The 23,329-nt window shown below is 38.3% G+C and carries 22 protein-coding genes; 18 read left to right on the top strand and 4 right to left on the bottom strand.

Features of this window, described 5'->3' with window-relative positions:
* Positions 1–13 precede the first annotated feature (13 nt).
* The 3 genes from ABVM49_RS02445 to ABVM49_RS02435 all read left to right on the top strand — a co-directional run bounded on the left by ABVM49_RS02445 (position 14) and on the right by ABVM49_RS02435 (position 3,526).
* On the top strand, positions 14–805 hold the full coding sequence (locus tag ABVM49_RS02445) for an energy transducer TonB (RefSeq protein WP_405202874.1): 792 nt from the start codon (positions 14–16) through the stop codon (positions 803–805).
* Between the two features lie 95 nt (positions 806–900).
* Positions 901–3,024 (top strand): gliding motility protein RemB, encoded by a 2,124-nt coding sequence (locus ABVM49_RS02440; RefSeq protein WP_405202873.1) that lies wholly within the window; start codon positions 901–903, stop codon positions 3,022–3,024.
* A gap of 82 nt (positions 3,025–3,106) precedes the next feature.
* Positions 3,107–3,526: a hypothetical protein gene (locus tag ABVM49_RS02435; protein WP_405202872.1), complete on the top strand. Its 420-nt coding sequence runs from the start codon at positions 3,107–3,109 to the stop codon at positions 3,524–3,526.
* A 2-nt stretch (positions 3,527–3,528) separates the two neighbouring features.
* Here ABVM49_RS02435 and ABVM49_RS02430 read toward each other — a convergent pair whose 3' ends face one another.
* Positions 3,529–3,897 (bottom strand): glyoxalase, encoded by a 369-nt coding sequence (locus tag ABVM49_RS02430; protein ID WP_405202871.1) that lies wholly within the window; start codon positions 3,895–3,897, stop codon positions 3,529–3,531.
* A gap of 6 nt (positions 3,898–3,903) precedes the next feature.
* Positions 3,904–4,791 carry an MBL fold metallo-hydrolase gene (locus ABVM49_RS02425; RefSeq protein ID WP_405202870.1) on the bottom strand — a complete coding sequence of 296 codons (888 nt, stop codon included), beginning with the start codon at positions 4,789–4,791 and terminating at the stop codon, positions 3,904–3,906.
* A gap of 165 nt (positions 4,792–4,956) precedes the next feature.
* Between ABVM49_RS02425 and cyoE the strand changes: the two genes are divergently transcribed.
* The 9 genes from cyoE (at position 4,957) to ABVM49_RS02380 (ending at position 12,927) form a co-directional block, all read left to right on the top strand.
* Complete coding sequence (gene cyoE / locus ABVM49_RS02420) at positions 4,957–5,850, top strand: heme o synthase (protein WP_380033818.1); 894 nt, start codon at positions 4,957–4,959, stop codon at positions 5,848–5,850.
* Positions 5,851–6,432: a heme-copper oxidase subunit III gene (locus tag ABVM49_RS02415; RefSeq protein WP_405202869.1), complete on the top strand. Its 582-nt coding sequence runs from the start codon at positions 5,851–5,853 to the stop codon at positions 6,430–6,432.
* A 120-nt stretch (positions 6,433–6,552) separates the two neighbouring features.
* Positions 6,553–7,530 (top strand): cytochrome c oxidase subunit 3, encoded by a 978-nt coding sequence (locus ABVM49_RS02410; RefSeq protein ID WP_405202868.1) that lies wholly within the window; start codon positions 6,553–6,555, stop codon positions 7,528–7,530.
* A gap of 25 nt (positions 7,531–7,555) precedes the next feature.
* Positions 7,556–7,939: a cytochrome C oxidase subunit IV family protein gene (locus ABVM49_RS02405; RefSeq protein ID WP_035327215.1), complete on the top strand. Its 384-nt coding sequence runs from the start codon at positions 7,556–7,558 to the stop codon at positions 7,937–7,939.
* Positions 7,940–8,077: 138 nt separating this feature from the next.
* The gene (locus tag ABVM49_RS02400) at positions 8,078–8,755 is read left to right on the top strand and encodes a hypothetical protein (protein WP_380033821.1); all 678 of its coding nucleotides are present in this window, start codon (positions 8,078–8,080) and stop codon (positions 8,753–8,755) included.
* 26 nt (positions 8,756–8,781) lie between these two features.
* On the top strand, positions 8,782–9,516 hold the full coding sequence (locus tag ABVM49_RS02395) for an SCO family protein (RefSeq protein ID WP_405202867.1): 735 nt from the start codon (positions 8,782–8,784) through the stop codon (positions 9,514–9,516).
* Between the two features lies 1 nt (position 9,517).
* Positions 9,518–10,063, top strand: coding sequence for a DUF420 domain-containing protein (locus tag ABVM49_RS02390; RefSeq protein ID WP_035327222.1), 546 nt, complete (start codon positions 9,518–9,520; stop codon positions 10,061–10,063).
* Positions 10,064–10,333, top strand: a complete 270-nt coding sequence (locus ABVM49_RS02385; protein WP_405202866.1) for a hypothetical protein — start codon at positions 10,064–10,066, stop codon at positions 10,331–10,333.
* Between the two features lie 128 nt (positions 10,334–10,461).
* Positions 10,462–12,927, top strand: coding sequence for an outer membrane beta-barrel protein (locus tag ABVM49_RS02380; protein WP_405202865.1), 2,466 nt, complete (start codon positions 10,462–10,464; stop codon positions 12,925–12,927).
* A 145-nt stretch (positions 12,928–13,072) separates the two neighbouring features.
* Here ABVM49_RS02380 and ABVM49_RS02375 read toward each other — a convergent pair whose 3' ends face one another.
* Both ABVM49_RS02375 and ABVM49_RS02370 read right to left on the bottom strand, forming a co-directional pair.
* On the bottom strand, positions 13,073–15,292 hold the full coding sequence (locus ABVM49_RS02375; RefSeq protein WP_405202864.1) for a TonB-dependent receptor: 2,220 nt from the start codon (positions 15,290–15,292) through the stop codon (positions 13,073–13,075).
* A gap of 89 nt (positions 15,293–15,381) precedes the next feature.
* Positions 15,382–15,756, bottom strand: coding sequence for a hypothetical protein (locus ABVM49_RS02370; RefSeq protein ID WP_405202863.1), 375 nt, complete (start codon positions 15,754–15,756; stop codon positions 15,382–15,384).
* Positions 15,757–16,017: 261 nt separating this feature from the next.
* Here ABVM49_RS02370 and ABVM49_RS02365 point away from each other — a divergent pair, with 261 nt between their 5' ends.
* From ABVM49_RS02365 to ABVM49_RS02340, 6 genes are all read left to right on the top strand, one after another.
* Entirely contained in the window at positions 16,018–16,719 is a 702-nt protein-coding gene (locus ABVM49_RS02365; RefSeq protein WP_405202862.1) for an ABC transporter ATP-binding protein, read from the top strand.
* Positions 16,712–17,956 (top strand): ABC transporter permease, encoded by a 1,245-nt coding sequence (locus ABVM49_RS02360; RefSeq protein ID WP_035327234.1) that lies wholly within the window; start codon positions 16,712–16,714, stop codon positions 17,954–17,956. The genes ABVM49_RS02365 and ABVM49_RS02360 overlap by 8 nt, the downstream gene beginning before the upstream one ends.
* Before the next feature lie 44 nt (positions 17,957–18,000).
* Entirely contained in the window at positions 18,001–19,260 is a 1,260-nt protein-coding gene (locus tag ABVM49_RS02355; protein WP_035327236.1) for an ABC transporter permease, read from the top strand.
* Positions 19,261–19,282: 22 nt separating this feature from the next.
* Positions 19,283–20,449 (top strand): efflux RND transporter periplasmic adaptor subunit, encoded by a 1,167-nt coding sequence (locus tag ABVM49_RS02350; RefSeq protein ID WP_405202861.1) that lies wholly within the window; start codon positions 19,283–19,285, stop codon positions 20,447–20,449.
* Positions 20,450–20,585: 136 nt separating this feature from the next.
* Positions 20,586–22,043: a TolC family protein gene (locus ABVM49_RS02345; RefSeq protein ID WP_405202860.1), complete on the top strand. Its 1,458-nt coding sequence runs from the start codon at positions 20,586–20,588 to the stop codon at positions 22,041–22,043.
* A gap of 5 nt (positions 22,044–22,048) precedes the next feature.
* The gene (locus ABVM49_RS02340) at positions 22,049–23,329 is read left to right on the top strand and encodes an efflux RND transporter periplasmic adaptor subunit (protein WP_035327240.1); all 1,281 of its coding nucleotides are present in this window, start codon (positions 22,049–22,051) and stop codon (positions 23,327–23,329) included.

Genomic DNA, 23,329 nt, shown 5'->3' with positions numbered 1-23,329 from the left:
AAAACCATATCTTATGGAAAATTCCAAAGAAGGTACGACTGTTCGCCAAAACAGCACGTACACATCAAGCCGTAAACACGAGGCAAATTTACGAAGAAATCCCACGCTTCATTTTCAAATTGGGTTAATCTTAGCACTTCTCGCATCCATCTTCTTTATAGAAATGCGCACTGTAGAAAAGGATTTTGCAGTAGTTGAGCCTACCGAAAGTTATGACGAAGTCTATACGATAGGTGAAGTCCGGGTAGAGAAGAAGGAGGTAAAAGTCAAGAAAAAGGTACAGCCTAAAAAGCAGCAAGAACCGAAAGTGCTTGACAATATCAAAAAGCAAGAAGATGATGTAAATGACTTAGTAGAAGATCTTACATCAGACTCAGAGCCAGACGATACAGAAATGGTAGAACCGGGTAGTGTTAAAGAGGTAGAGGAGCCTGTTGAGCCGGAGACGGTTCCCTTTGTTGCTATTGAGACCGTTCCGCTTTTTCCAGGTTGTGAAGGTCTTAGTGATAATGACGAGCGCCGTGACTGTATGAGTGCAAACATCTCAAAATTTGTCACTAAAAAGTTTAGAGCCGAAAGAGGAGAGGGCTTAGGTCTAGAGGGTGTAAACCGTATTTACGTAAACTTTAAGATAGATAAGTTTGGTAAAGTGGTAGATGTAATGGCAAAGGCCCCGCACCCTAAACTAGAGAAGGAAGCGTTGCGAGTAGCAAGATTATTACCAGATATGACTCCTGGTAAGCAGGGAGGGAAAGATGTAGCTGTCTTATTCTCATTACCTATAATCTTTGAAATCAGAGACTAAATGAATTAATTTACGTTAAGAATCCCGTTACCTAAGGTGACGGGATTTTTTGTGCAATAAACCCTATCTTTCGGCTGCAAACATCACGGCTTATTATGCATAAATACCTCCTTCTTTTTGTCTCTTTTATAGCAACTACTATAACAGCTCAAGTTACGACTAGTGATTTTGAAAAATATCCTGTTTTTCCAGGCTGTAAGACCGTAGGTGTTGCACAACTGCAAGATTGTTTCAATGAGAAGTTTATACAGCATATACTTGACAATTTTGAGGTGCCAGCTGTGGTGAGTCAAGATAACTTTCAAGGTAAAATGGTAATCCTTTTTGAGGTTACTAAAACTGGTGATTTTAAGTTGCTCTATACAGATGCGATGTATCCAGAGCTTAAAACCGCTGCTCAGGATGTTTTTGAGACGCTGCCTCAAGTTGCTCCGGCTACCTATAATGGAGAGCCTACGTACCTGCAGTTTACAATGCCTGTTTTATTACCACTAGATAGAAATGTTGTGGATACGATGATAGTGGAGGATGGTGGTAATTCCGCTTTCGCGAAAGCGGAAAAAGAAACCGTAAATCCTATGCAGCAAGAGTATGACCGCATTAAAAACCTCAAGTTTGATGATCAAAATGAATATACGAGTGGGCTAAACATACCTTTCTCACATCAAGTATATAGTAGGTTTGACCAAGAGCTTAATCTTGTGGGGACAAATGCACATACGGCAAGCAAGCCTTTTTTATATAACACGGTAAACCCATATTATAATTTTAAAGAGAAGAAAGATGCACTGCTTAAGGAGAAGTCTACGTGGTTTGGGAGAAAGTGGTCTAACGAGCATATGGTTCAAATACAAGGTGAAGATTACTGGATCACTCTAGACCCTGCAGCAGATTTACAACTAGGTTATGAAACTGACGATGCAAAAATTAATGACTTTACTTATAACAACACCAGGGCTGTTTACGTGCAAGGAGGGCTTGGTAAGAAGATAAATTTCTTTGCAGCCGTGTATGAGAGTCAAGGGCGGTTCCCAAGATATTTTGACGCCATAGCTAGGTCATTAAGACCAGATGGAGGAAACCCAGCAGTTATACCGGGAAGAGGTATTGCAAAGGAGGGCACAAATGGCGATCTTGATTACCCGGTTGCAGAGGGGTATGTGTCATACACACCGTCTAAGTATTTTAATATACAGCTAGGGCACGGTAAGCAATTTATAGGAGATGGGTATAGATCATTGTTACTTAGTGATAATGCCAGTTATTTTCCTTACTTAAAACTCAATACTACATTCTGGAAGTTTAAGTATACAAATACGTGGACCTCGCTGCGTGATGTGCGACCAGAGGTAACTGCAGATGGTGCTTTCCGCACAAAGTATATGAGTAATCACTATCTAAGCTGGAATGTCTCAAAACGATTAAACGTAGGTCTCTTTGAGTCTGTAATATGGGAAAATGAAAATGGTAGAGGTTTTGATTTTAATTTCTTAAACCCAGTAATTTTTTACAGAGCCATTGAGTTTTCTACAGGATCAAGAGGAGGAAATGCACTTATAGGGCTCACAGGTAAATACAAGGTAAATGACCGAGTAAACGTGTACGGGCAGATTGTAATTGACGAATTTTCGGCGGGAGATGTTTTTAATGGTAGCCAGAGTTATAAAAATAAGCAAGGTTTTCAGCTAGGAGCAAAGTATTATGATGCCTTTGGAATTAAAAATCTTACACTACAGGGTGAGTATAATCAAGTGAGACCATATGTGTACTCTAATAATGAGATACAGCTCAATTATGGTCACACTAACCAGTCACTAGCACACCAATGGGGCGCAAACTTTAAGGAGCTCATAGGTGTCGCTAGATATGAGCGTGATCGCTGGTATGGAACTGCAAAGCTTATTGTAGGTGCTCGTGGAGTTGAGATAGGTGATATAAACGAGGTGTATTATGGAGGTAGCATTTATGGTAATGATGAGAATAGACCTTCAGATAACGGGATTGCATTTTTTCAAGGAAATAAGGTAACTAGTGTGTATGGCGATCTGGAGCTAGGGTATCTCATAAACCCTGCAACAAATTTAAAAGTATATGTAAACCCAATATATCGCTCTCAAACGGCAGATGTTCAAGAAGCGCCACTTGGAATTGATACTAAAACACTATGGTTTAATGTAGGTTTTAGAACAGATCTCTTTAACTGGTATTACGATTACTAGATAAATAGATAGTACATACTATTTGAATAAGAGTGCTCGTTATTTGTAAAGGCGAGAAACTACTTTATCAATCCATTGTGCTATGTTATCCAAAACCAACCTTCTCTGGGTGGTTGTCGCTGTGCTTCTTGTCTCTTGTGCTCAAAAAAAGGAGTGTCATAATACACAACGCAACCCAATACTTGCCTCAAATATTTACTCTAGCAAAGCGTATCAAGCAGAGCTGTATAGACTTATAAAAGAAAGCCCAGATGTAGATTACTACTATGAGATGAGGGAAGAGATTTTTGGTCAAGTGTATCTTGTCGTGAGTGCATATGGAGATGCTTTTTGTGGTAAGCTCTGCCTAGTCATCTCAGAAGAGGATGCTTCTCGCATAGCCATAGACGCTAGCAAAGGTTATCAAGGCGCTCAGCTTATAGGTCTAAAGTATAAAAAGAAAGAAACTGCTTATGCCTTATCGAGTCTCGTGTATGACTCTATGGAGTATCTAGTAGATTGATCTTACTTAAAATTACCTATGTGCCATAGTATACCTGAGGGGTCGTGTAAAAAGAACTCGCGTCCCCAGTCATTATTTACAATACTAGAGAGCTTTATATTTTTAAATCGCTCACTAAGTTGTAAAGATTGTAGGTGTGAGAGATACTCATCAAGCTGTATTACTTCTAAAAAGAGCATTGTGTTATCTACCCAGTCTTTTACATAGGCATCTTGTAAATAAAAGCCAAAGTCTTCTCTTGTAAACAGTGTCATATCTGGAGAGATCATACGTTCTTCAAATCCAATGGTTTTGTAAAAGGCACTTGAGGTTTTAAAGTCTTTTGAGCCTATAAAAGGCCTTATGGATTTGATGTGTATTTCTGAGCTCATATGCGTTTAGTTTTCATTCGTTTCTAACTCTTGCAAAATGCTTTTGTAAACTGTGCTTCTAAATTTTGGTCCAGAGATAAAATCTTTTGCTGTTTCTGTATCTGTAAAAAATGAGCTTGTTATAGACTCCATTGCAGTAACTTCTTCTAAAGATACATTGTTTTGAGCAGCTTTTTTAACTTCAGTATATACAGTAACGAGCATATCGTGATATTTCTGGTAGTCTGCCTTTGTTGCGAGTGCCCCGTGACCAGGGATGATTTTTGTGTCATCATTTATGAGCATTAATCCTTTTTTTGCAGCGGCAATATCACCTGCTATGCTCCCGCCTCTGTTTATATCTATAAAGGGGAATCGCCCGTTAAAGAATGTGTCGCCTGTGTGAAGTACGTTGCTCTGTGCAAAATAAACTAAAGCATCACCATCTGTATGTGCATTGTGCACGTGTGTTAAAAACACATCTTCTCCATTTTGATAGAAGGTTGCATCTTCACTAAAGGTGATTACGGGTAGTCCTGCATTTGCAGTATTTTCATTTTCTGATAGTCTTTTACGCACATTATCGTGTGCAACAATCATTGCGCCGGCTGCCTCAAAATTTGCATTACCACCACTGTGATCACCGTGAAAGTGTGTGTTTACAAGAAATTTTACAGGATGTGTTGAGATGGTTTTTATAGCTGCGGTAATTTTATCACTAAGCGGGGCAAACTGGTCATCTATCATAAATACACCATCTACTCCGGTAGATATGCCTATGTTTCCGCCAGCACCTTGTAGCATATAGATGTGGTCTGACACTTCTTGTACGGTAATTTCTACATTATCAAAGCGCCCTTGAGCGGCACTTATCGTTGTGAGTAAAAGGGCAAGCGAGAGCGTAAGATATTTCATAATTGTGAGTCTATTTTTGTTTGTAGTCGCAAGTTATTAATTACGCTTTCGCGAAAGCGCAATTTTAACAATCCCTTGTGTAAAGCTTTCATTTTTTATGAGTTGTACAGATTGCTTTTGTGAGGTATCTTTGCACGACAAAAAATAAAGCAAAAACTACAGCCTTTGAGCGACGTTGCAGTACATACAAATACCTATTCGGCTTGGTACGATTTTAAGGAAATCACAAAGATGCGCTTATCTATAAGTGTTGTCTTTTCTAGTGTTGCTGGTTACTTTCTTGCGGCAGATACTATAGACTGGCTTGTAGTGGCACTCTTATCTGTAGGTGGTTATTTTATGGTAGGCGCGTCTAATGCTTATAACCAAGTGCTAGAACGAGATCTTGATGCACTTATGGATCGTACTAAAAACAGACCCGTAGCCTCTGGGCGTATGTCTGTAAGTACGGCGCTTGCTATAGCAATTGTATTTACCATATTAGGTCTTGGTACGTTATGGTACATAAACCCACAGACAGCAATGTTTGGTGGGATTTCTATTTTTATGTATGTACTATTATACACGCCACTTAAGACTAAAACACCATTATCTGTTTTTGTAGGAGCCTTTCCAGGTGCGATACCGTATATGCTGGGATGGGTAGCTGCGACAAATGATTTTGGTATTGAGCCAGGTACACTGTTTATGATACAGTTTTTCTGGCAATTTCCTCACTTTTGGGCAATAGGGTGGTTTCTTTTTGATGACTATAAAAAAGGAGGCTTTGCTATGTTACCTACGGGAAAACGTGATAAGGGTACGGCCTTACAGATTGTACTATACACAGTCTGGACGGTGCTTATCTCACTTGTCCCTGCCTTTGGGGTAACGGGAGATTTATTTTTATCACCTATATCTGCTATTGTAGTGGGTGCTCTGGGATTATTTATGCTGTACTGGGCAATAAAATTGTACCAGAACAGAGATGCAAAAACAGCCAAACGACTAATGCTTTCAAGTGTAACGTATATTACACTACTTCAAATTGTTTTTGTTGTAGATAAATTTTTAAGATAGATGGATTATACCCAAGGAGGAGAACGATTAAAAGAAGAGCGTGCAAAAAAGCAAATGCTCTGGTTTGGAATAATAAGTTTATGTATGACCTTTGGAGGGCTTACAAGTGCTTACATTGTAAGTATGGAACGTCGCGACTGGCTAGAAACTTATGATTTTCCGCAAGCACTTATCATATCTACAGTGCTTATTGTGATAAGTAGTGTGACCATACATTTAGCAAAAAATGCGATAATTAATAATAAGAAGAGTCAGGGTACGGCGCTCTTATTAATTACTTTTTTACTAGGCTTAGGTTTTGTGGCTTCACAATTTGCTGGTTTTGCATCATTTCAAGAGCAAGGCTTTTATTTTACAGGAGCTTCTAGTAATATTACCACGACATTTTTATTTTTAATTATAGCGGTTCACATCGCACACGTAGTAGCTGGGTTTATTGCTCTTTTGGTTGTAATTATCAATCATTTAAGAGGTAAGTATTCGGCAGAGAGCCATTTAGGATTGTCGCTGGGAGTCACGTTTTGGCACTTTTTAGACATTTTATGGGTCTTTTTATTTGTATTACTCTTTGTGACAAAATAGAGATTGTGAGAACGCTTTCGCGAAAGCGTATCTAAAACCATTATAAATCGGAGTCTGAGTGTTGAATTCCGAATAGAAAATACTTATTTTTGCAACCATTAAATTAACCAATTCTTACGAATGGACACGACTGTGACACATAATAACTCTGAGGAAGGAACTTGGAGTGGTGGAAATCAACCACTAAGAGCAAGCTACGGAAAACTAATGATGTGGTTTTTTATCGTATCTGATGCATTAACCTTTTCTGGGTTTCTTGCGGCTTACGGTTTTTCAAGATTTAAATTTATTGATGCTTGGCCTATAGCAGATGAGGTTTTTACCCACGTACCTTTTGTACACGGTAACTTCCCTATGATCTATGTTGCCTTTATGACATTTGTTTTAATTATGTCTTCTGTAACTATGGTACTTGCTGTAGATGCAGGTCATCACTTAAAGCATAAGAGTGTAGCATTCTATATGTTCTTAACGATTATAGGAGGTATTATCTTCGTGGGATCACAAGGATGGGAGTGGGCAACTTTTATAAAAGGAGATTATGGTGCCGTAGAAACTAAGGGTGGTAAAATCCTTCAGTTTGTAGATACAGAAGGTAACCGCCTTGCCCTTGCAGATTTTGCTATTGAGCAGGCTAGCGAGCGTGAGCAGCACTTAGGTAAAAACGGTATCTGGTATGATCAAGAGGCTACACCTACAACGTACTCTATAGAGGAGGTAAAAGCAGGATTTGCTGCTACGCCTAATGCACTTATACGTATACAAACACTTACAGAAGATGGTGAGAAAACAGTACTCTCTAGAGAAGCGTCACTTGCTAAGCTTAGCAAAGACGGTAAGCAAGTAGTAGAAGGAGCAAACCTTATACACAATGAGTATGGAGCGCCACTATTTGCAGATTTCTTTTTCTTTATTACAGGTTTTCACGGTTTCCACGTATTTTCTGGGGTACTAATTAATATCATTATTTTCTTTAATGTGGTGTTAGGTACTTACGAGAGAAGAGGACACTATGAGATGGTTGAAAAGGTTGGGTTATACTGGCACTTTGTAGACCTTGTATGGGTATTTGTATTTACATTCTTCTACCTAGTTTAATTTACCACGCAGACAGTTATATATTATGGCACACGAACATAAACTTGCAATATTTAGAGGAACTTTAAAGTTCAAAAATAACATTCAGAAAATCTGGGGTGTACTTATATTTTTAACCTTAGTAACAGCTGTAGAAGTTGTACTAGGTATCTATAAGCCAGAATTCTTAATAGAAACTACATTTATAAGAATGAAGCTTCTTAACTGGATCTTCATTATACTTACTATAGTTAAGGCTTACTATATCACTTGGGACTTTATGCATATGCGTGATGAGGTTAAGGGATTAAGAAGAGCTGTAGTTTGGACAGGTATATTCCTTATTTGCTACTTAGTATTTATACTACTTACAGAAGGAGATTACATCTTTGAGGTTTACAACAACGGTTTCCAGAGTTGGGATTTTTAAGAATTAAACAGTATTTATAAAGCGACTTTCGGGTCGCTTTTTTTATGCGTTTTAATTCCGCTTTCGCGAAAGCGTTATTTCACAAAAATTGAAAAGAATACCTCGCTCGATTCCCGTCTGGGATTTATCTTTGTAATTATGAAAAAGAAACTCGTTCTGGTATCGCTTTTTGTCTTACCTATAGTTGCTTACCTCTTCTTTGCATCTGGAGTGTATAACTTTGCAAACTTGCCACTTGTTACAGAAAAGGTGGAAGATGTAAGCCGTTATGCAAGTCAAGAATATAAAGTTGTGCAAACGGCAGAGGTACCACTCACATTAAATAACCATATCACACTGGTAGGTTATCTAGGTGATGGTTTAATGCAAAATGAAGGATATACCGCAAACCTTAATTTGATGATCTTTAAATACTTTGAGAGGTATGATGATTTTCAAATGGTACTCTTTGTAAATAAAGGCAGTGAGGAGGTGGTAGAGGCTCTTAAAACAGAGCTTGCTCGTATTTTTGACACCTCAAAAATGCGTTTTGTAGTGGCAACAAAGGAGCAAACGGCAGCACATTTTAAATCACTTGACACAGGTTTATCTATGATGAGTGATGGTGGTCACCCTAATGTGTTCTTGATTGATAAAGCATTATCACTACGCTCTGGTCACGAAGACAAAAAAGCAAATGCTTATGGCTATGATTTTACGCAAGCTGTAGAGATGGGATACCTTAAGGATGATATTAAAATATTACTAGCCGAGTATAGACTAGCGCTTAAGAAAAATAACAATGCGAGTCCTAAGATAGAACAACGCAGAGATTAACAGTCGTTTATAGATTTTTAAAACCAATGAGAAAAAACACCTACATAGGCATTGCGGCCATCGTATTAATTTTTGGAATTATTGTAATCCCAAAAATATACAAGCGCCTCGCAAATGATGATGTATCTCGCGGCGGAAGAATGCACCAACAAGGTGGTGTGCCTATAGAAGAAGCACCAGATGGTCTTGTGTATATTACTCAAAATGGTGTAGATCGTAAAGTGCCTCCTTTTAAGTTTGTAAATCAAGATAACGATACCATAAGCAATGCAGATTATAAGGGTAAAGTATATCTAGTGGAGTTTTTCTTTACAAGGTGTACAGATATCTGTATCCCTATGAGTCATAACCTGCAAGCTATAGCAAAGAAGTTTGAAGGTCGTGATGATTTCGGAATTGCCTCATTCTCTATAGATCCAGAGCACGACCAGCCAGAGGTGCTTAAACAATATCAACAAGATTACGGGGTAACTAACCCTAACTGGCATTTTATGACAGGTGATAGATCTGTGATACGCAAGCTGTCTAATGAAGGGTTTTACCTAGCAACAAATGAAGAAGGAGATGAGACAGATTTATATCACTCAGGACTTTTTGCACTTGTAGATCAAAACGGTTTTATAAGATCTAGACTGGATCCTTATGGAAACCCAAAGCCATATTACCGTGGTTTTGTGCCTATGGACAAAGTTGTTCCAGAAGGAGGCGAAACATCAGAAGTAGATATCTTAATAGAAGACATAAATAAATTATTAAAATAGTATGAGTACCCAAAACCCCACCGAAAAGAAATACAGAAACTGGATTATTATACTCTCTGTAGTGATACCCGTAGCTGTCGCTGTGCTTTTTACCATCAAGCTCAAAGATTTTGGACTAGATGTAGAGCCACTTACCTTCTTACCACCTATCTACGCTGGTATTAACGGGCTTACGGCACTTGTACTTATTCTTGCAGTAAGAGCTATAAAAAATGGTAACAGAGCAACACACGAGCGATTAATGAAGACTGCCATAGGTCTGTCTGTACTTTTTCTTTTAATGTATGTGGCATACCATATGACGTCAGACTCTACATCATACGGTGGTGAAGGTTTTATAAGATATGTATACTTCTTTATACTTATCACACACATCGCACTATCTATCATTATCATTCCGCTTGTGCTATTTACGTATGTTCGTGCGCTTGCAGAGCGATTTGATAAGCATAAAAAACTTGCTCGCATCACTTACCCTATATGGTTATATGTTGCCATAACCGGCGTGATCGTTTACCTTATGATATCTCCATACTACGTGCACTAGATGAAATATATTAAGTACATCACTATTGTAATTGTTTTTTGTTGCGCTTTCGCGAAAGCGGACTTACAAGCAACCACCACTGCCTCAACCACACAGTGTGCAATGTGTCGCGCCGTTCTTGAGTCTGAAGAAGATAATAGTACTGCAAAGGGAATAAACAACGGTATCAAGTATCTAATGGTAATACCGTACATCTTAGTAGGAGGCGTATTTTACTTTATTTATAAGTCAAAAAAGAAGGTCCCTTCTCAGAATGAGGTAGAGGAATAATCACTAGTTCTCTCCTTATATTTTCATCTTTTGTGATAAGGTTTTATTCTTTAACAAAACCTTAGTATAACTGGACTAAACCCAGCCGTAATTTGCGTGTCTCATAACAGAACCAAATTATCAAAGAGATGAAATATTTATTTACCCTCACTTTACTTGCATTTACTACGCTAGTGTTTGCACAGAGACCAGAGGGAGGAAGACCAGATGTAACTATCACTGGTAAAGTACTAGAGGCAGATACTAACGTGCCACTAGAGTATGCAACTGTATCATTTACAAATAGTGAAGGCAAAGTTGTTACTGGAGGAATCACAGACCCAAACGGAAATTATAGCATTGAAGTAGCTGCTGGAGTATATGATGTAAAATTTGAGTTTATCTCTTTTGAGACCAAAGTTCTACTTGGTCAAAAACTATTTAAAAGTACAACGCTACCTACACAAGCACTAGCAATAGATTCACAATCACTAGATGAAGTAATTGTACGTGCCGAAACTACAGAGGTGCAGGTAAGACTAGATAAAAAAATATATAATATAGGTAAAGATCTTACTACAAGTGGTGCCACGGTAAGTGACGCTTTGAGTAATGTGCCTTCTGTGACGGTAGATGTAGATGGGGCAATCGCGCTACGTGGTAATGAAAACGTGCGTATCCTTATTAATGGTCGCCCATCTGCTATTGCAGGTTTTGGCTCTGTAGATGCATTGAGCCAGCTTCCGGCAGATGCTATTGAGCGTGTAGAAGTAATCACATCACCATCTGCACGTTATGATGCAGAGGGTACGGCAGGTATACTTAATATCATACTAAGAAAAGAGAAAACACTAGGTCTTAATGGATCTATACAAACTAACGTGGGTGATCCAGAACGTTATGGCATCACGGGTAATATAAACCTACGTACAGATAAGTTTAATATCTTTAATACAACGGGCTATAGTAAACGTACATCGCCGGGTAATGCATTTTTTGAAAACAGATTCCTTTCTGATGATGTGACAAATCCTCTTATAGAAGAAACAAGAGAATTTGATAGAAACCGTGGTGGTTTCAACACTAACCTAGGGATAGAATACTTCTTGACAGAAAAGACTTCTGTTACCGCTAGCGGATTTTTAAGACTAAGTGATAACTCCTCTGGAACAGATAACTTTACAGATGAGTTTGATACAAACGGTGACCTTGCTATCTCTAGAACACGTCTAGAGCGCGAGGTAGAAGATGATAAGACATACCAGTTATCTTTAAACTCTATTACAAAGTTTGATGAGAGCGGTCACGAGCTTACCTCTGCATTTCAATATGCAGTAAATGAAGAAACAGAACTTTCTACCATTACGGAGTTTAATACCTTCCCAATGGATGTAACCCTTCCTGCAGAAGATATTACTCAAATAGAAGATCAAACAGAGTACCTTGCACAAGTAGACTATGTAAGACCTATAGGTGAGAATGCTCAGTTTGAGTTTGGTTACAGAGGTAATTTTGAAGAAACAGTTACAGATTATACACTACTAGAACAAGAAGAAGCCGGCGGCGCTTTTATACGTGATGATGGTCTTTCTAATATCTTTACCTATAAAGAAGATGTACACGCTATATACACACAGTATGGTAATAAATTTGGAGACTTTTCATTTTTAGCTGGTCTGCGTTATGAGAACACAAGACAGCAAGGAGCTGTAGATGCTGTTGTAGAAGATAGCGATCTGGGTACTAATCTTGATTTTGATAATAAAACAGATGGTTTATTTCCTACACTTAACTTAACCTATGAGTTTAACGATCGTGAGAACCTTACACTAGGTTATAATAGAAGGATAAATAGACCTAGAGGGCGTTTTATAAACCCTTTCCCATCACGTTCTAGTGAGGCAAACATTTTTCAAGGTAATCCAGATCTCGTACCATCATTTGCAAGTGCATATGACATAGGATATTTAAAAAGATGGGATAAAGTGACACTTACTTCATCTATCTATTATCAGTATGAGACAGACTCTTTTGAGCGTATACAAGAAGATACAGGACTAGTCACGGCAAACGGAATTCCTATTATTAGAACCCTGCCTATTAACTTGAGCACAAACCAGCGATATGGAGCGGAGATGGGCGTTCTTTATAACCCAAAAAAATGGTTACGTCTTAACTTTAGTGCAAACGCATTTTTATTTGAAACAGAGGGTGAGTTTAATGGTGTAGATTATGGGGCAAGTAACTTTAGTTTCTTTACAAGGGGTAGTGCAAAAGTGACATTACCGTATAAAATAGACTGGCAAACTAATGTGTTTTATAGAGGGCCACGAAACAATGCTCAAACAGAAACTGAAGGATTCTTATTTACCAATCTAGCTTTTAGTAAAGATATTCTTAATGATAATGCTACTATAGCTTTTAATGTAAATGACGTTTTTAACTCAAGTAAAAGACAGTCACTTACTCAAACAGATTCCTTTGTAAGTGATAGTGAGTTTCAGTTTAGAGTGCGTTCGTTTAACCTAGCATTTACATACCGTTTTAATCAGAAAAAACAACGATCAAGAGGTAACCGCGGTGGTGGTGATGATGACGGTGATTTTGAAGGATAATTGTTATTTGTAGATTAAGATATTAGAAAAATCTCCCGTGTTTATCGGGAGATTTTTTTTGTTACGCTTTCGCGAAAGCGTATATAAAACCCATAAAAAAGGGCGATTATATAAATCGCCCTTAAAAAAATGTGTTTTAGTGATTCTAAAAAGTCACAGCTATTTTTCCTCTTATAAAGAAAGGAGTACCTGGTGTAAAATGAATCTCTTCTACAGGATCTGGCTCGTTAAAAAGTCTACTTTCTGTTGCAAATTGTGTTTCATTCCACTCTGTGTCAAATAGGTTTTCTATAATGATTCCATAAGTCCAGTTGTTTACTTTATAATTAAGGTTCATATCTGTAATAAAGTAACCCTCTGCAATAATAGAGTTGTCTTCATTTGCAGCCCTGTCATCTATATATCTATACGCAAGAGAACCCGAAAAGGCTCCTAGGTTATCTACATTAATACCACCTACAGCTGTAAAATCTGGTGCGAGAGGAATTAAATCTGCTCCGTCTGGCTCATCTGTACTCCTAGCATAGGTGTAATTTACATCTGAGTAAGCATATAGCCAGTCGTTAAACTGGTAGCGAGCCCCAAGCTCAACACCCACTCTACGAGAGCGACCGCTAGGTTCTACAATACCTGCATCACCTACATACACAAATTCTTGATCTAGAAAAAGACTCCATAGCGCTGCATTTACCACTAGCCTGCTCGCAGGTTTTATGATTGTACCTATGTCAATACCATAAGCAGCGGGTAATATATCTTCCCCTTCATTTGCCACAACGACACGTGTGTCATTAGAGTGAAAACCTACACCTGTCTTTAAGAAATATTGAAAGGTAGTAGAGGGTGTATAAATTACATTAAGCTTAGGACTTACAGCAACTTTGTTTTCGCTACGGTTGTCATAAACGGGGCTAAGCTTGTTATTGTAATCAAATTTAAAATAATCAAGACGTAGTGAAGGGTTAATATTCCAGTTACCTTTTTTAAACTCGGCATTAAAAAATGCAAACGCATTAAGCTCATCTACATCGCCATAAGAAAGTCTTTCAAGCGTCTCACGACGATTTTTTGTGCGCGACAATTCAACATCATTTACGTCATCATACCTAAAGCCAGCGCCAGCTTGATAATCTAGATCAAAACTAGCAAGTTCTTTCCCTTTTCTCTCAAAGGTGCTATTTACTCCCATTAGTAAACGATCTTCATATTGCTTTATCTGATCTCCGTTTATAGGGTCTTCTAAAAAGAAGGTGAAATTTGAGAACAACTCAAAGTCATATTTAGATAAAAAAGCATTTGTGGTAAACGAGTCGTTTTCATTTAGGTTCTTGGTGTAGCTTAGTGACACATTACTACGGCTTGTGTTGCCACCCTCTGTGTCATCTATAGCTCCAAAACGGTCTATTAACCCTGCATCTACAGCGCGCTGTGGTATTTGTCCAGAAGCGTCCCATTTACTTTGGAAGTGCGATACAGTGAGGTCTAGCTTTTCTTCACCAGGGCGGTCATAAACGTACTTACTCATAAGGTTAATACGGTTGAAGTTTTGAGGTGAGTTTACAGGTCCATCTGTAAGATAAACTTCAGAGGCTAGGTATAGAGAATTATAATCACTATTGATAACAGGAAATAAACCAGTAAAGCGTTGCGTATTAAACTGGCCAACTTCTAGCGTGACTTGGTTTTTTTCTAAAACATCTTTTAGCTTCAAATCAATATATCCAGCTGTTGCAAAATTACCTTGACTTGCAGTAAAAGGTCCTTTGCCAAATTCTATATTATTTATAGTTTCTGGTATGACAAAGTGTAGATCTGAGTACCCTTGGCCGTGAGCGTGAGATACCATATTTACGGGCAGTCCATCTACGCTAAGCGCGAGATCTGTACCGTGATCTATATCAAAACCTCGTAAAAATATCTGTTCTGCCTTACCACCACCGGCGTGTTGACCTATAATGAGGCCAGGCACTTTCCTTAAAATCTCTTGTGAGGACTTAACAGGGTTGTTTTTTACATCTATATCAACAATGCGACTTAGTTGATCTACTTCAGAAACTATCACAATTTGATCTAAAGAGACCGATGAGGGTGTTAGTATTACTTGCAACGACGTTTGTTGATCTTTTATTACTTCAAGCAGGGTCTCGTGACCTATGCGTGAGAAGTATAACGAGTCGCCTTTTTTTGTATTAGGTATGGCAAAATAACCTGTAGTGTTAGTATGACTATGTTGTCCAGAGGTTTTATTAAATATGTTTACATCTTCTAGAGGAGACGAGTTAGTGTCTAACACGACACCTGTTATAGATTGCCCGTATAACGGGATAATAAAGAGCATAGCAAATGCTCCAATAAGGAATTTCATATAATATAATTTGATAATTGAATTTTGAGAATGGCATATAGCTTCCCTAGTCCCGAGTGGGTTTAGAGATAAGCTTGATAAAAGGTAATTTATGCTTGTGGAGGCTCAAAAGGCAACCATCGTATAGAAGTATATGGTTTTAAAAGATAGTAGTAATTGTCTTTTTTAGTATGAGCTTGTAGATTTGAAGGTGTTGTATATCCAGAGATAGATAATCTCTTATCTGTATTATAATTTTCTTTTTTTTGAGGAGCCTCCTTGTCTAAATCTGTGTCAAATAGCTTGACGAGTAAGTCGATGCTTTGATGGTTGTGTTGAGTATTATTTACTTTCAGATTAGAGTGCTCGTTATGATGGTGAGCACCGTGGTGTGCGCTTTGTGCTATAGCGTGCTCAATAGTGTGGGTGAGTTGTATGAAAGCATCTTTTGTTGAAGAGACAAAACATATCACTGCAATGCACAATGTTAATGCGGTTAATGATTTTGATATGTGTTGCTTTTGTTTCAGAATGTTTGGTTGTTAATTATTGAATCTACGTTTATATCTTAGGTAGGGTTTCATTTTAACAAAACCCTAACAATTTCAACTGTAACACATAATCACCTTAATAGTCTATAATGCTATACACTACCGACGACTAACCAAAACAACCCGAAGTAGTCTTAACAAGAATTTCACAATTAGTGACAGATTATCTGTCTATATTGTCATAAAGTGCTGACTATGATAGAAATAAAAGATCTTCATAAATCATATCAAATGGGGAGCAACTCGCTTCACGTTCTAAAGGGAATAAATTTTTCTGTAAAAGAGGGTGAGTTAGTTTCTATTATGGGTTCTTCAGGATCTGGTAAATCAACTTTGCTTAATATTCTAGGTATGCTAGATGAGGCAGATGAGGGAACATATAACCTGGATAATGTTCCTATAAAAAATCTTAATGAAAAGGTTGCCGCACAGTATAGAAACAAATTTCTAGGTTTCATTTTTCAGTCATTTAATCTTATCAATTATAAAAATGCGTTAGATAATGTCTCTATGCCGCTTTATTACCAAGGTATGAAGCGCGCAGAGCGCACAGATAGAGCTATGCATTACCTAGAAAAGGTAGGTCTTGCACAATGGGCAACACACCTGCCTAGTGAGATGTCTGGAGGTCAAAAACAAAGAGTTGCCATCGCGAGAGCACTAGCAAGTGACCCAAAAGTACTACTGGCAGATGAGCCTACGGGAGCACTCGATACAAAAACTTCTTACGAAGTAATGGACCTCATACAAGGTATAAATGATGAGGGTAAGACCATACTTGTGGTAACACACGAACCAGATATTGCAGAGATGACTAAGCGCATTGTAAATCTAAAAGACGGTCGTATCATAGATGACTCTGTTGTAAATCAAGTAAAAGCAAGTTTACATGTTTGATGTAGAGCGCTGGCAAGAAATATTTGAAACTATAGGTAAGAACAAGCTTCGCACCTTTCTCACTGGGCTATCTGTAGCTTCGGGTATTTTTATATTAGTCATTCTTCTAGGTTTTAGTACGGGTATTCAGAAAGGAGTAAAAACACAATTTGCTCAAGATGCAGAGAGCCGAGTAAATGTATGGACAGGTGTTACTACAAAAGAGTACGCAGGTCTCAATCCTGGCCGTCGTATCCAGATGCACAATAGTGATTTAGAAAATGTAGATCAAAAATTTGGCGAAGCAATAGAACATCAAACTGGTTTATACAATATCTGGGGAGGACTTGTTAACTATGGCAACGAAACTGGTAATTATAGAATAGAAGGCGCAAACTACGGACAGCAGTTTATTGAGAATGCTGGACTATCTGCAGGGAGGTTCTTGACTCAGAAGGATGAAGAAGAAGGTGTTAAAGTTGCCATTATAGGCCAAAAGGTAAAAAATGACCTTTTTAAAACAGAACAAGCAGTAGGAGCAACAATAAAAATTATGGGTATAAACTTTCTCGTAGCAGGAGTCTTTACAGACCCTGGAGGAGAGCGTGAGGAGTCTCGTATTTTTATACCACTCAGCACGGCACAACGCGTTTTTAATGCAGGAGACAAGTTAAGGTCTATGGCATTTACAGTAAAGATGTCTGATAATTTTGACGAAGCCGTAGCACTTTCGGCAGCAGTGAGTCAAGGTATAGAAGATGAGATTAAGTCTAGATATCAAATCTCACCAGATGATCGTAGCGCCGTGCGTGTGCGTTATAATCTGGAAGAAGCACAAAAAATTTATAGCCTCATAGACACCATACGTATGGTGTTCTGGTTTGTGGGTATAGGCACAATTATAGCAGGCGTGGTAGGTGTAAGTAACATAATGCTCATCATTGTAAAAGAACGTACTAAGGAGATAGGTGTGCGCAAAGCACTAGGAGCATTACCAAGCTCTATAATCGGGATGATATTGCAAGAGTCTATTTTTATAACCGCAATAGCTGGCTTCTTAGGGCTGTTTTTAGGTGTTGGGTTATTAGAGTTAATCGGCCCACAGATAGATAGTGATTTCATCAAGTTTCCTCAGGTAGATTTTGTGACTGCAATGTCAACAGTAATTATTCTTATTGTAGCAGGAGCCCTTGCAGGTTATATACCAGCAAGAAGAGCGGCAAATATTAGACCTATAGAAGCATTAAGAGATGAGTAGTATGGAGAGCTATACCGCTTTCGCGAAAGCAAAAAAAGAATATAATGTTTAGTAAAGATCGTTGGAACGAAATACTAGAAGCACTTAACGCAAACAGGTTTAGAACCCTGCTTACGGCATTTGGTGTGTTTTGGGGTATACTTATTTTAGTATTATTACTTGCACTTACTAATGGGTTGAAGAATGGCGTTTCGGCAGATTTTGGTGACTTTGCCACAAACTCAATGTTTATGTGGTCACAAGGAACCTCGATGTCATATAAGGGTTTGCCTAAGGGACGTTATTTCAATTTCAAATTAGAAGATGTAGATGTTTTACGGGAAAAGTACCCACAGTTAAAATACATCTCACCTAGAAATCAGCTAGGAGGTTATAATGGTGCAAATAATGTTACCTACAAGGAAAAAACAGGTGCTTATAGCGTTTACGGTGATTATCCAGAATTTATAAAACAGCAACCACAAGATATTACTTCTGGTCGCTACATCTCTTATTCTGATATAGAAGAGAAAAGAAAAATATGTGTCATAGGTGAAGACGTGGTTAAGGGGTTGTATGACAAAGGTGAAGAACCGCTTAATACCTACATTAAAATAAATGGTGTCAACTTCTTGGTAGTAGGGACATTTAAAGACCCAAAAAGTAGTGGAGATGCAGAGGAGTCTGCAAATACAATTTTTGTTCCTTTTACTACATTTTCGCAGGCTTTTAATCGTGCAGATAATGTAGGGTGGATGGCTATCACGGCTCACGACGGTACAAGTATCACCAGTATAAAAGAACAAGTTTTTACGACAATGAGGGAACAGCGCTCTATTCACCCAGATGATAAAAGAGCCATAGGCCATTTTGACCTTGCCGAAGAGTTTGGGAGAGTGATGGGGCTATTCTCAATACTCACTTTTGTAGGATACTTCGTGGGGTCTCTTGTACTGCTTTCTGGAGTGATAGGTATAAGTAACATTATGCTCATAGTAGTAAAAGAACGTACCAAAGAGATAGGAGTACGTCGCGCTCTAGGTGCAACACCTTGGGAGATTAAATCTCAAATATTACAAGAATCACTAGTACTCACTATAATTTCTGGTATGGCTGGTATTGCAGTTGCTGCTGGATTTATATGGGTGATGAATAGTATACTAGACCAAGTAGGTAAGGTAGATAACTTTGCAAATCCTTCTGTAAATATTACAGTAATTTTTATCGCCCTAGCCATACTCATTATCTCTGGTTTGCTCGCTGGTTTTATACCTGCGACAAGAGCTATACAAATGAAACCAATAGACGCATTAAGAATAGAATAATACAATCCAATCATATAATAGAATGAAACGCACAGGAACCATAATCACGCTCGTACTAATCGCAGTATTTTTCACCATAGGTATCTGGTATATCTATACAAAAGATAAACAAGACCCGGTGGTATACACCACAGAGCAAGCGACTAATCGTACAATTGTAAAGAAAACAGTTGCGACGGGAAGTATTGTCCCAAAAGAAGAAGTGCTCATAAAACCTAACATTTCTGGTATTATCAAAGAGGTGTATGTAGAAGCGGGTGATAATATTAAAGCTGGTGACCTTATTGCCCAGATAGATGTAGTGCCTAACGTATCATCACTTACTAATGCAAAAAATAATATTGCAGGAGCAAGAACTACCGTAGAGACAGCGAGACTAGCACTTGCAAACCAAAAGAGCATTTATGACAGACAGAAAGCGCTTTTTGATAAAGGTGTTATCTCTGCAAATGATTTTGATAATATTAGAAACACCTATAACGCTGCAGAGCAAAGGCTCAAGCAAGAGCAGGTTAACCTTCGTAGCGCTTCTCAAAATTATGACATTATAAAAACGGGAACCACCAGTGGCTTAGGTAACGCAGCAACTACTCAAATACGATCTACTATTACAGGTATGATTCTGGACGTGCCAGTAAAAGCTGGTAACCAGGTGATAGAGGCAAATAACTTTAATGATGGTACTACAGTTGCTACGCTAGCAGATGTTGAAAAGATGATCTTTGAAGGTAAGGTAGACGAGAGTGAAGTGGGTAAAATAAAAGAAGATTTGCCACTTGAGATTACTGTAGGAGCTATAGAAAATAAAGTTTTTGATGCTACGCTAGATTACATCGCGCCAAAAGGCGTTGCCGAAAATGGTGCCATACAATTTGAAATAAAAGGAACCCTAGCAAAGAAGGATGACGATACCTTTATACGCGCAGGCCTTAGTGCAAATGCAAGTATTATTTTAGAAAAGGCAGAAGATGTACTCTCTATAAAAGAAGCGCTTGTACAATACGACCCAAAAACAAAAACACCTTATGTTGAGGTGGCTACGGGAGATCAAGAGTTTGAGCGTCGTGATATAGAAGTAGGAGTAAGCGATGGCATCTTTGTAGAGGTAAAGAGCGGTATCACAGCAGATGATAATATCAAAGTTTGGAATCAACTTAAAGCACCAGCAGGATTTGGTGGAAGGGGATAAACCCCTTGATTAAGAGTGGATAGGAGTTTCTTTTTTACGCTTTCGCGAAAGCGTACACCTATACCAAAAAAAAATAATTAACAGTTTTTGTAACATATAACCGTTTCAATAGTCATATTGGACATCAATCTAGATTATGAAAAAAGCCATTTTATTTAGTATCACAGCCTTACTAGCTCTTACCACCTTCGGGCAGGAGAGAAAGTGGACTCTTCAAGAATGTGTGCAGTATGCGATAGAGAATAATATCAACATACAGCAAACTACGCTAGACCTTGAATCAGCAGCTATAGATAAATCTGATGCCGTAGGAGCATTTTTACCTACACTTAATGGTACTGCTAGTAACAGCTGGCAGACAGGTCTTACGCAAAACGTTCTTACCGGGGTACTAGAGTCACAACAAACACGTAACTCGTCTTTTGGAGTAAGCTCAGGAGTACGATTAATTAATGGTTTTAGAAATCATAAAGTACTAGATAGAGCAGAGCTTAGTAAAATAGCGGCAGACTATAATATTGCAAAGCTCAAAGATGATGTAGCACTTAATGTTGCTGTAGCTTACCTACAAGTACTACTTGCAAAGGAAAGTGCAAAGGTGATAATTACACAAAACGCGGTTACACAAGAGCAAATAGATCGTACTCAAGAGCTGGTAGACGGAGGTGTATTACCTAGAGGTGACTTACTTGAGATAAGAGCTACAAATGCAAGCGAAAGACAACGTATCGTTGCTGCCGAGAATTCAATAGCGATAGGACTTGTAAATCTTGCACAGCTACTTAATATATCAGATTTTGAAAATTTTGATATCGCAGATGGTAATTATACTGTTCAAGGCGAGAGTATACTTGAGACACAACCAGAAGTACTTATAAGTTCTGCAAAAGACAATAGATACGACGTAAAAATTGCCGAACAAAATGAGGCGATTGCACAAAAAGATCTTGAGATAAGCAAGACTGGGCTATACCCTACACTAGATGCATTTTTTAATTATAATACTAGAGAGTCTAACAGAGCAAGTGGTTTCAATACGATTCTTGATCCAGATGATCCAGTTATAGATTCTGGTAACCCTATAGGAGTAGTAGGTGCTACAGGAGATGTGGTAACCAGCTTAACGCCTAATATTATAGGAGGCAATGAGATAGGCCCTCTACCATTTATAGAGCAGTTATATCTTAATGATGGTATCTCTTATGGTTTATCTTTGCGAGTGCCTGTTTTTAATGGATGGAGTACAAAAAATCAAATAAAGCGTAGCAAGGTAAACGTGATGCGTGCAGAGTATCAAAAAGAGCTTGCAGAGCAAAACTTAAGAACAGCAGTTTACCAAGCGTATACAGATGCAAAAGCTGCAAAAGAAAGTTATGAAGCAGCAAAACTTGCTGTAGAGTCGCAAGAGCTAGCTTATCAATATGCAAAAGACAGGTATGATGTAGGGCTTACTAACGCTTTTGATTTTAGCCAGAGTAAATTACGCTATGATAACGCACAGATAGAACTTGCACGTTCTAAGTATGATTATATTTTCCGCATAAAGGTATTGGAGCTCTATTTTGGAGTGCCAGTTACCGAACTAAAATTCTAACCAAAATGAGTAAAAAAACACTTTTCATCTTACTAGGTATTGTTGCCATTGTAATTGTAGCATTAATAGCCGGCAAGAAATCTGGGGCGTTCGGTAAAACCGGAAACTTTAAGGCTGTCGAGACTCAAAAAATTGAGAGAGCAACTATTATTGAAACAGTTGCAGCCACAGGTAAAATACAACCAGAAATAGAAGTAAAGCTCTCTTCTGAAGTATCTGGAGAGATAATAGATTTACCTATTAAAGAGGGGCAAGATGTTAAGAAGGGTGACCTGCTGGTTAAAATCAACCCAGACTTAGTACAAGCACAAGTGAGCCAGTCTCAAGCAGCTTTGCAAAATAGCCGTGCTGGTTTATCACAAGCAGAGGCCACGCTCAACCAAGCAAAACTTACTTTTGAACGTAACAAACCACTTTTTGATAAAGGTGTTATTTCAAAAGCAGATTTTGAGCGCGCAGAGTCTGACTACCAGATAGCACAGGCTAATCGCCAGAGTGCCTTTTATAATGTACAGAGTGTAGCTGCACAAGTGAAGCAAGCTACAGATAACTTAGGCCGTACCTCTATCTTTGCACCGCGAGATGGTACCATCTCTATGCTTAATGTTGAGCTAGGTGAGCGAGTAGTGGGTACAGCACAAATGGCAGGTACAGAAATTGTGCGCGTTGCAAACCTTCAAAATATGGAGGTAGAGGTAGATGTAAACGAAAATGATATCGTAAAAATACAAGTAGGTGACTCTACCATTGTTGAGGTAGATGCATATCTTAAAAAGAAATTTGCAGGAGTAGTTACAGAGATTGCAAACTCTGCTCAAGCAACCCTCACAGCAGACCAGGTTACAAATTTTAAAGTAAAAGTACGTATCCTTGAGGAGTCGTATAAAGATCTTCTAGAGGGTAAAAAAGATACTTACTCACCGTTTAGACCAGGGATGACGGCAACGGTAGATATTATAACAAAAAAACGTAATGATATTCTAGCTGCTCCTATAAGCGCTATAGTTGTAAAAAGTGATACTAGTGCGACTAAGAGATCTAGTGCAAGAGCAAGTGATGTTACCTCAGATGAGAAGTTTGAGTGTGTATTTATAAAAGATGGCGACACCGCAAAGCTCAAAGTTGTAACTACAGGTATACAAGATGATTCAAAAATTGAAATTCTCTCGGGTCTTGAAGAAGGAGATGAGATTATTACAGGGCCTTATAGTTTAGTAGCAAAATCACTCAAAACAGGCGATAAGGTAGAGCTAGAAAATCAAGAAGAAAAGAATACAGAAGAATAA

It is taken from the genome of Dokdonia sp. LLG6352-1 (genome assembly GCF_045055815.1).
Taxonomy (GTDB): Bacteria; Bacteroidota; Bacteroidia; order Flavobacteriales; family Flavobacteriaceae; genus Dokdonia; species Dokdonia donghaensis.
Note: the sequence above shows the minus strand (reverse complement) of the source record. Positions and strands in the feature narration are given on the sequence as shown.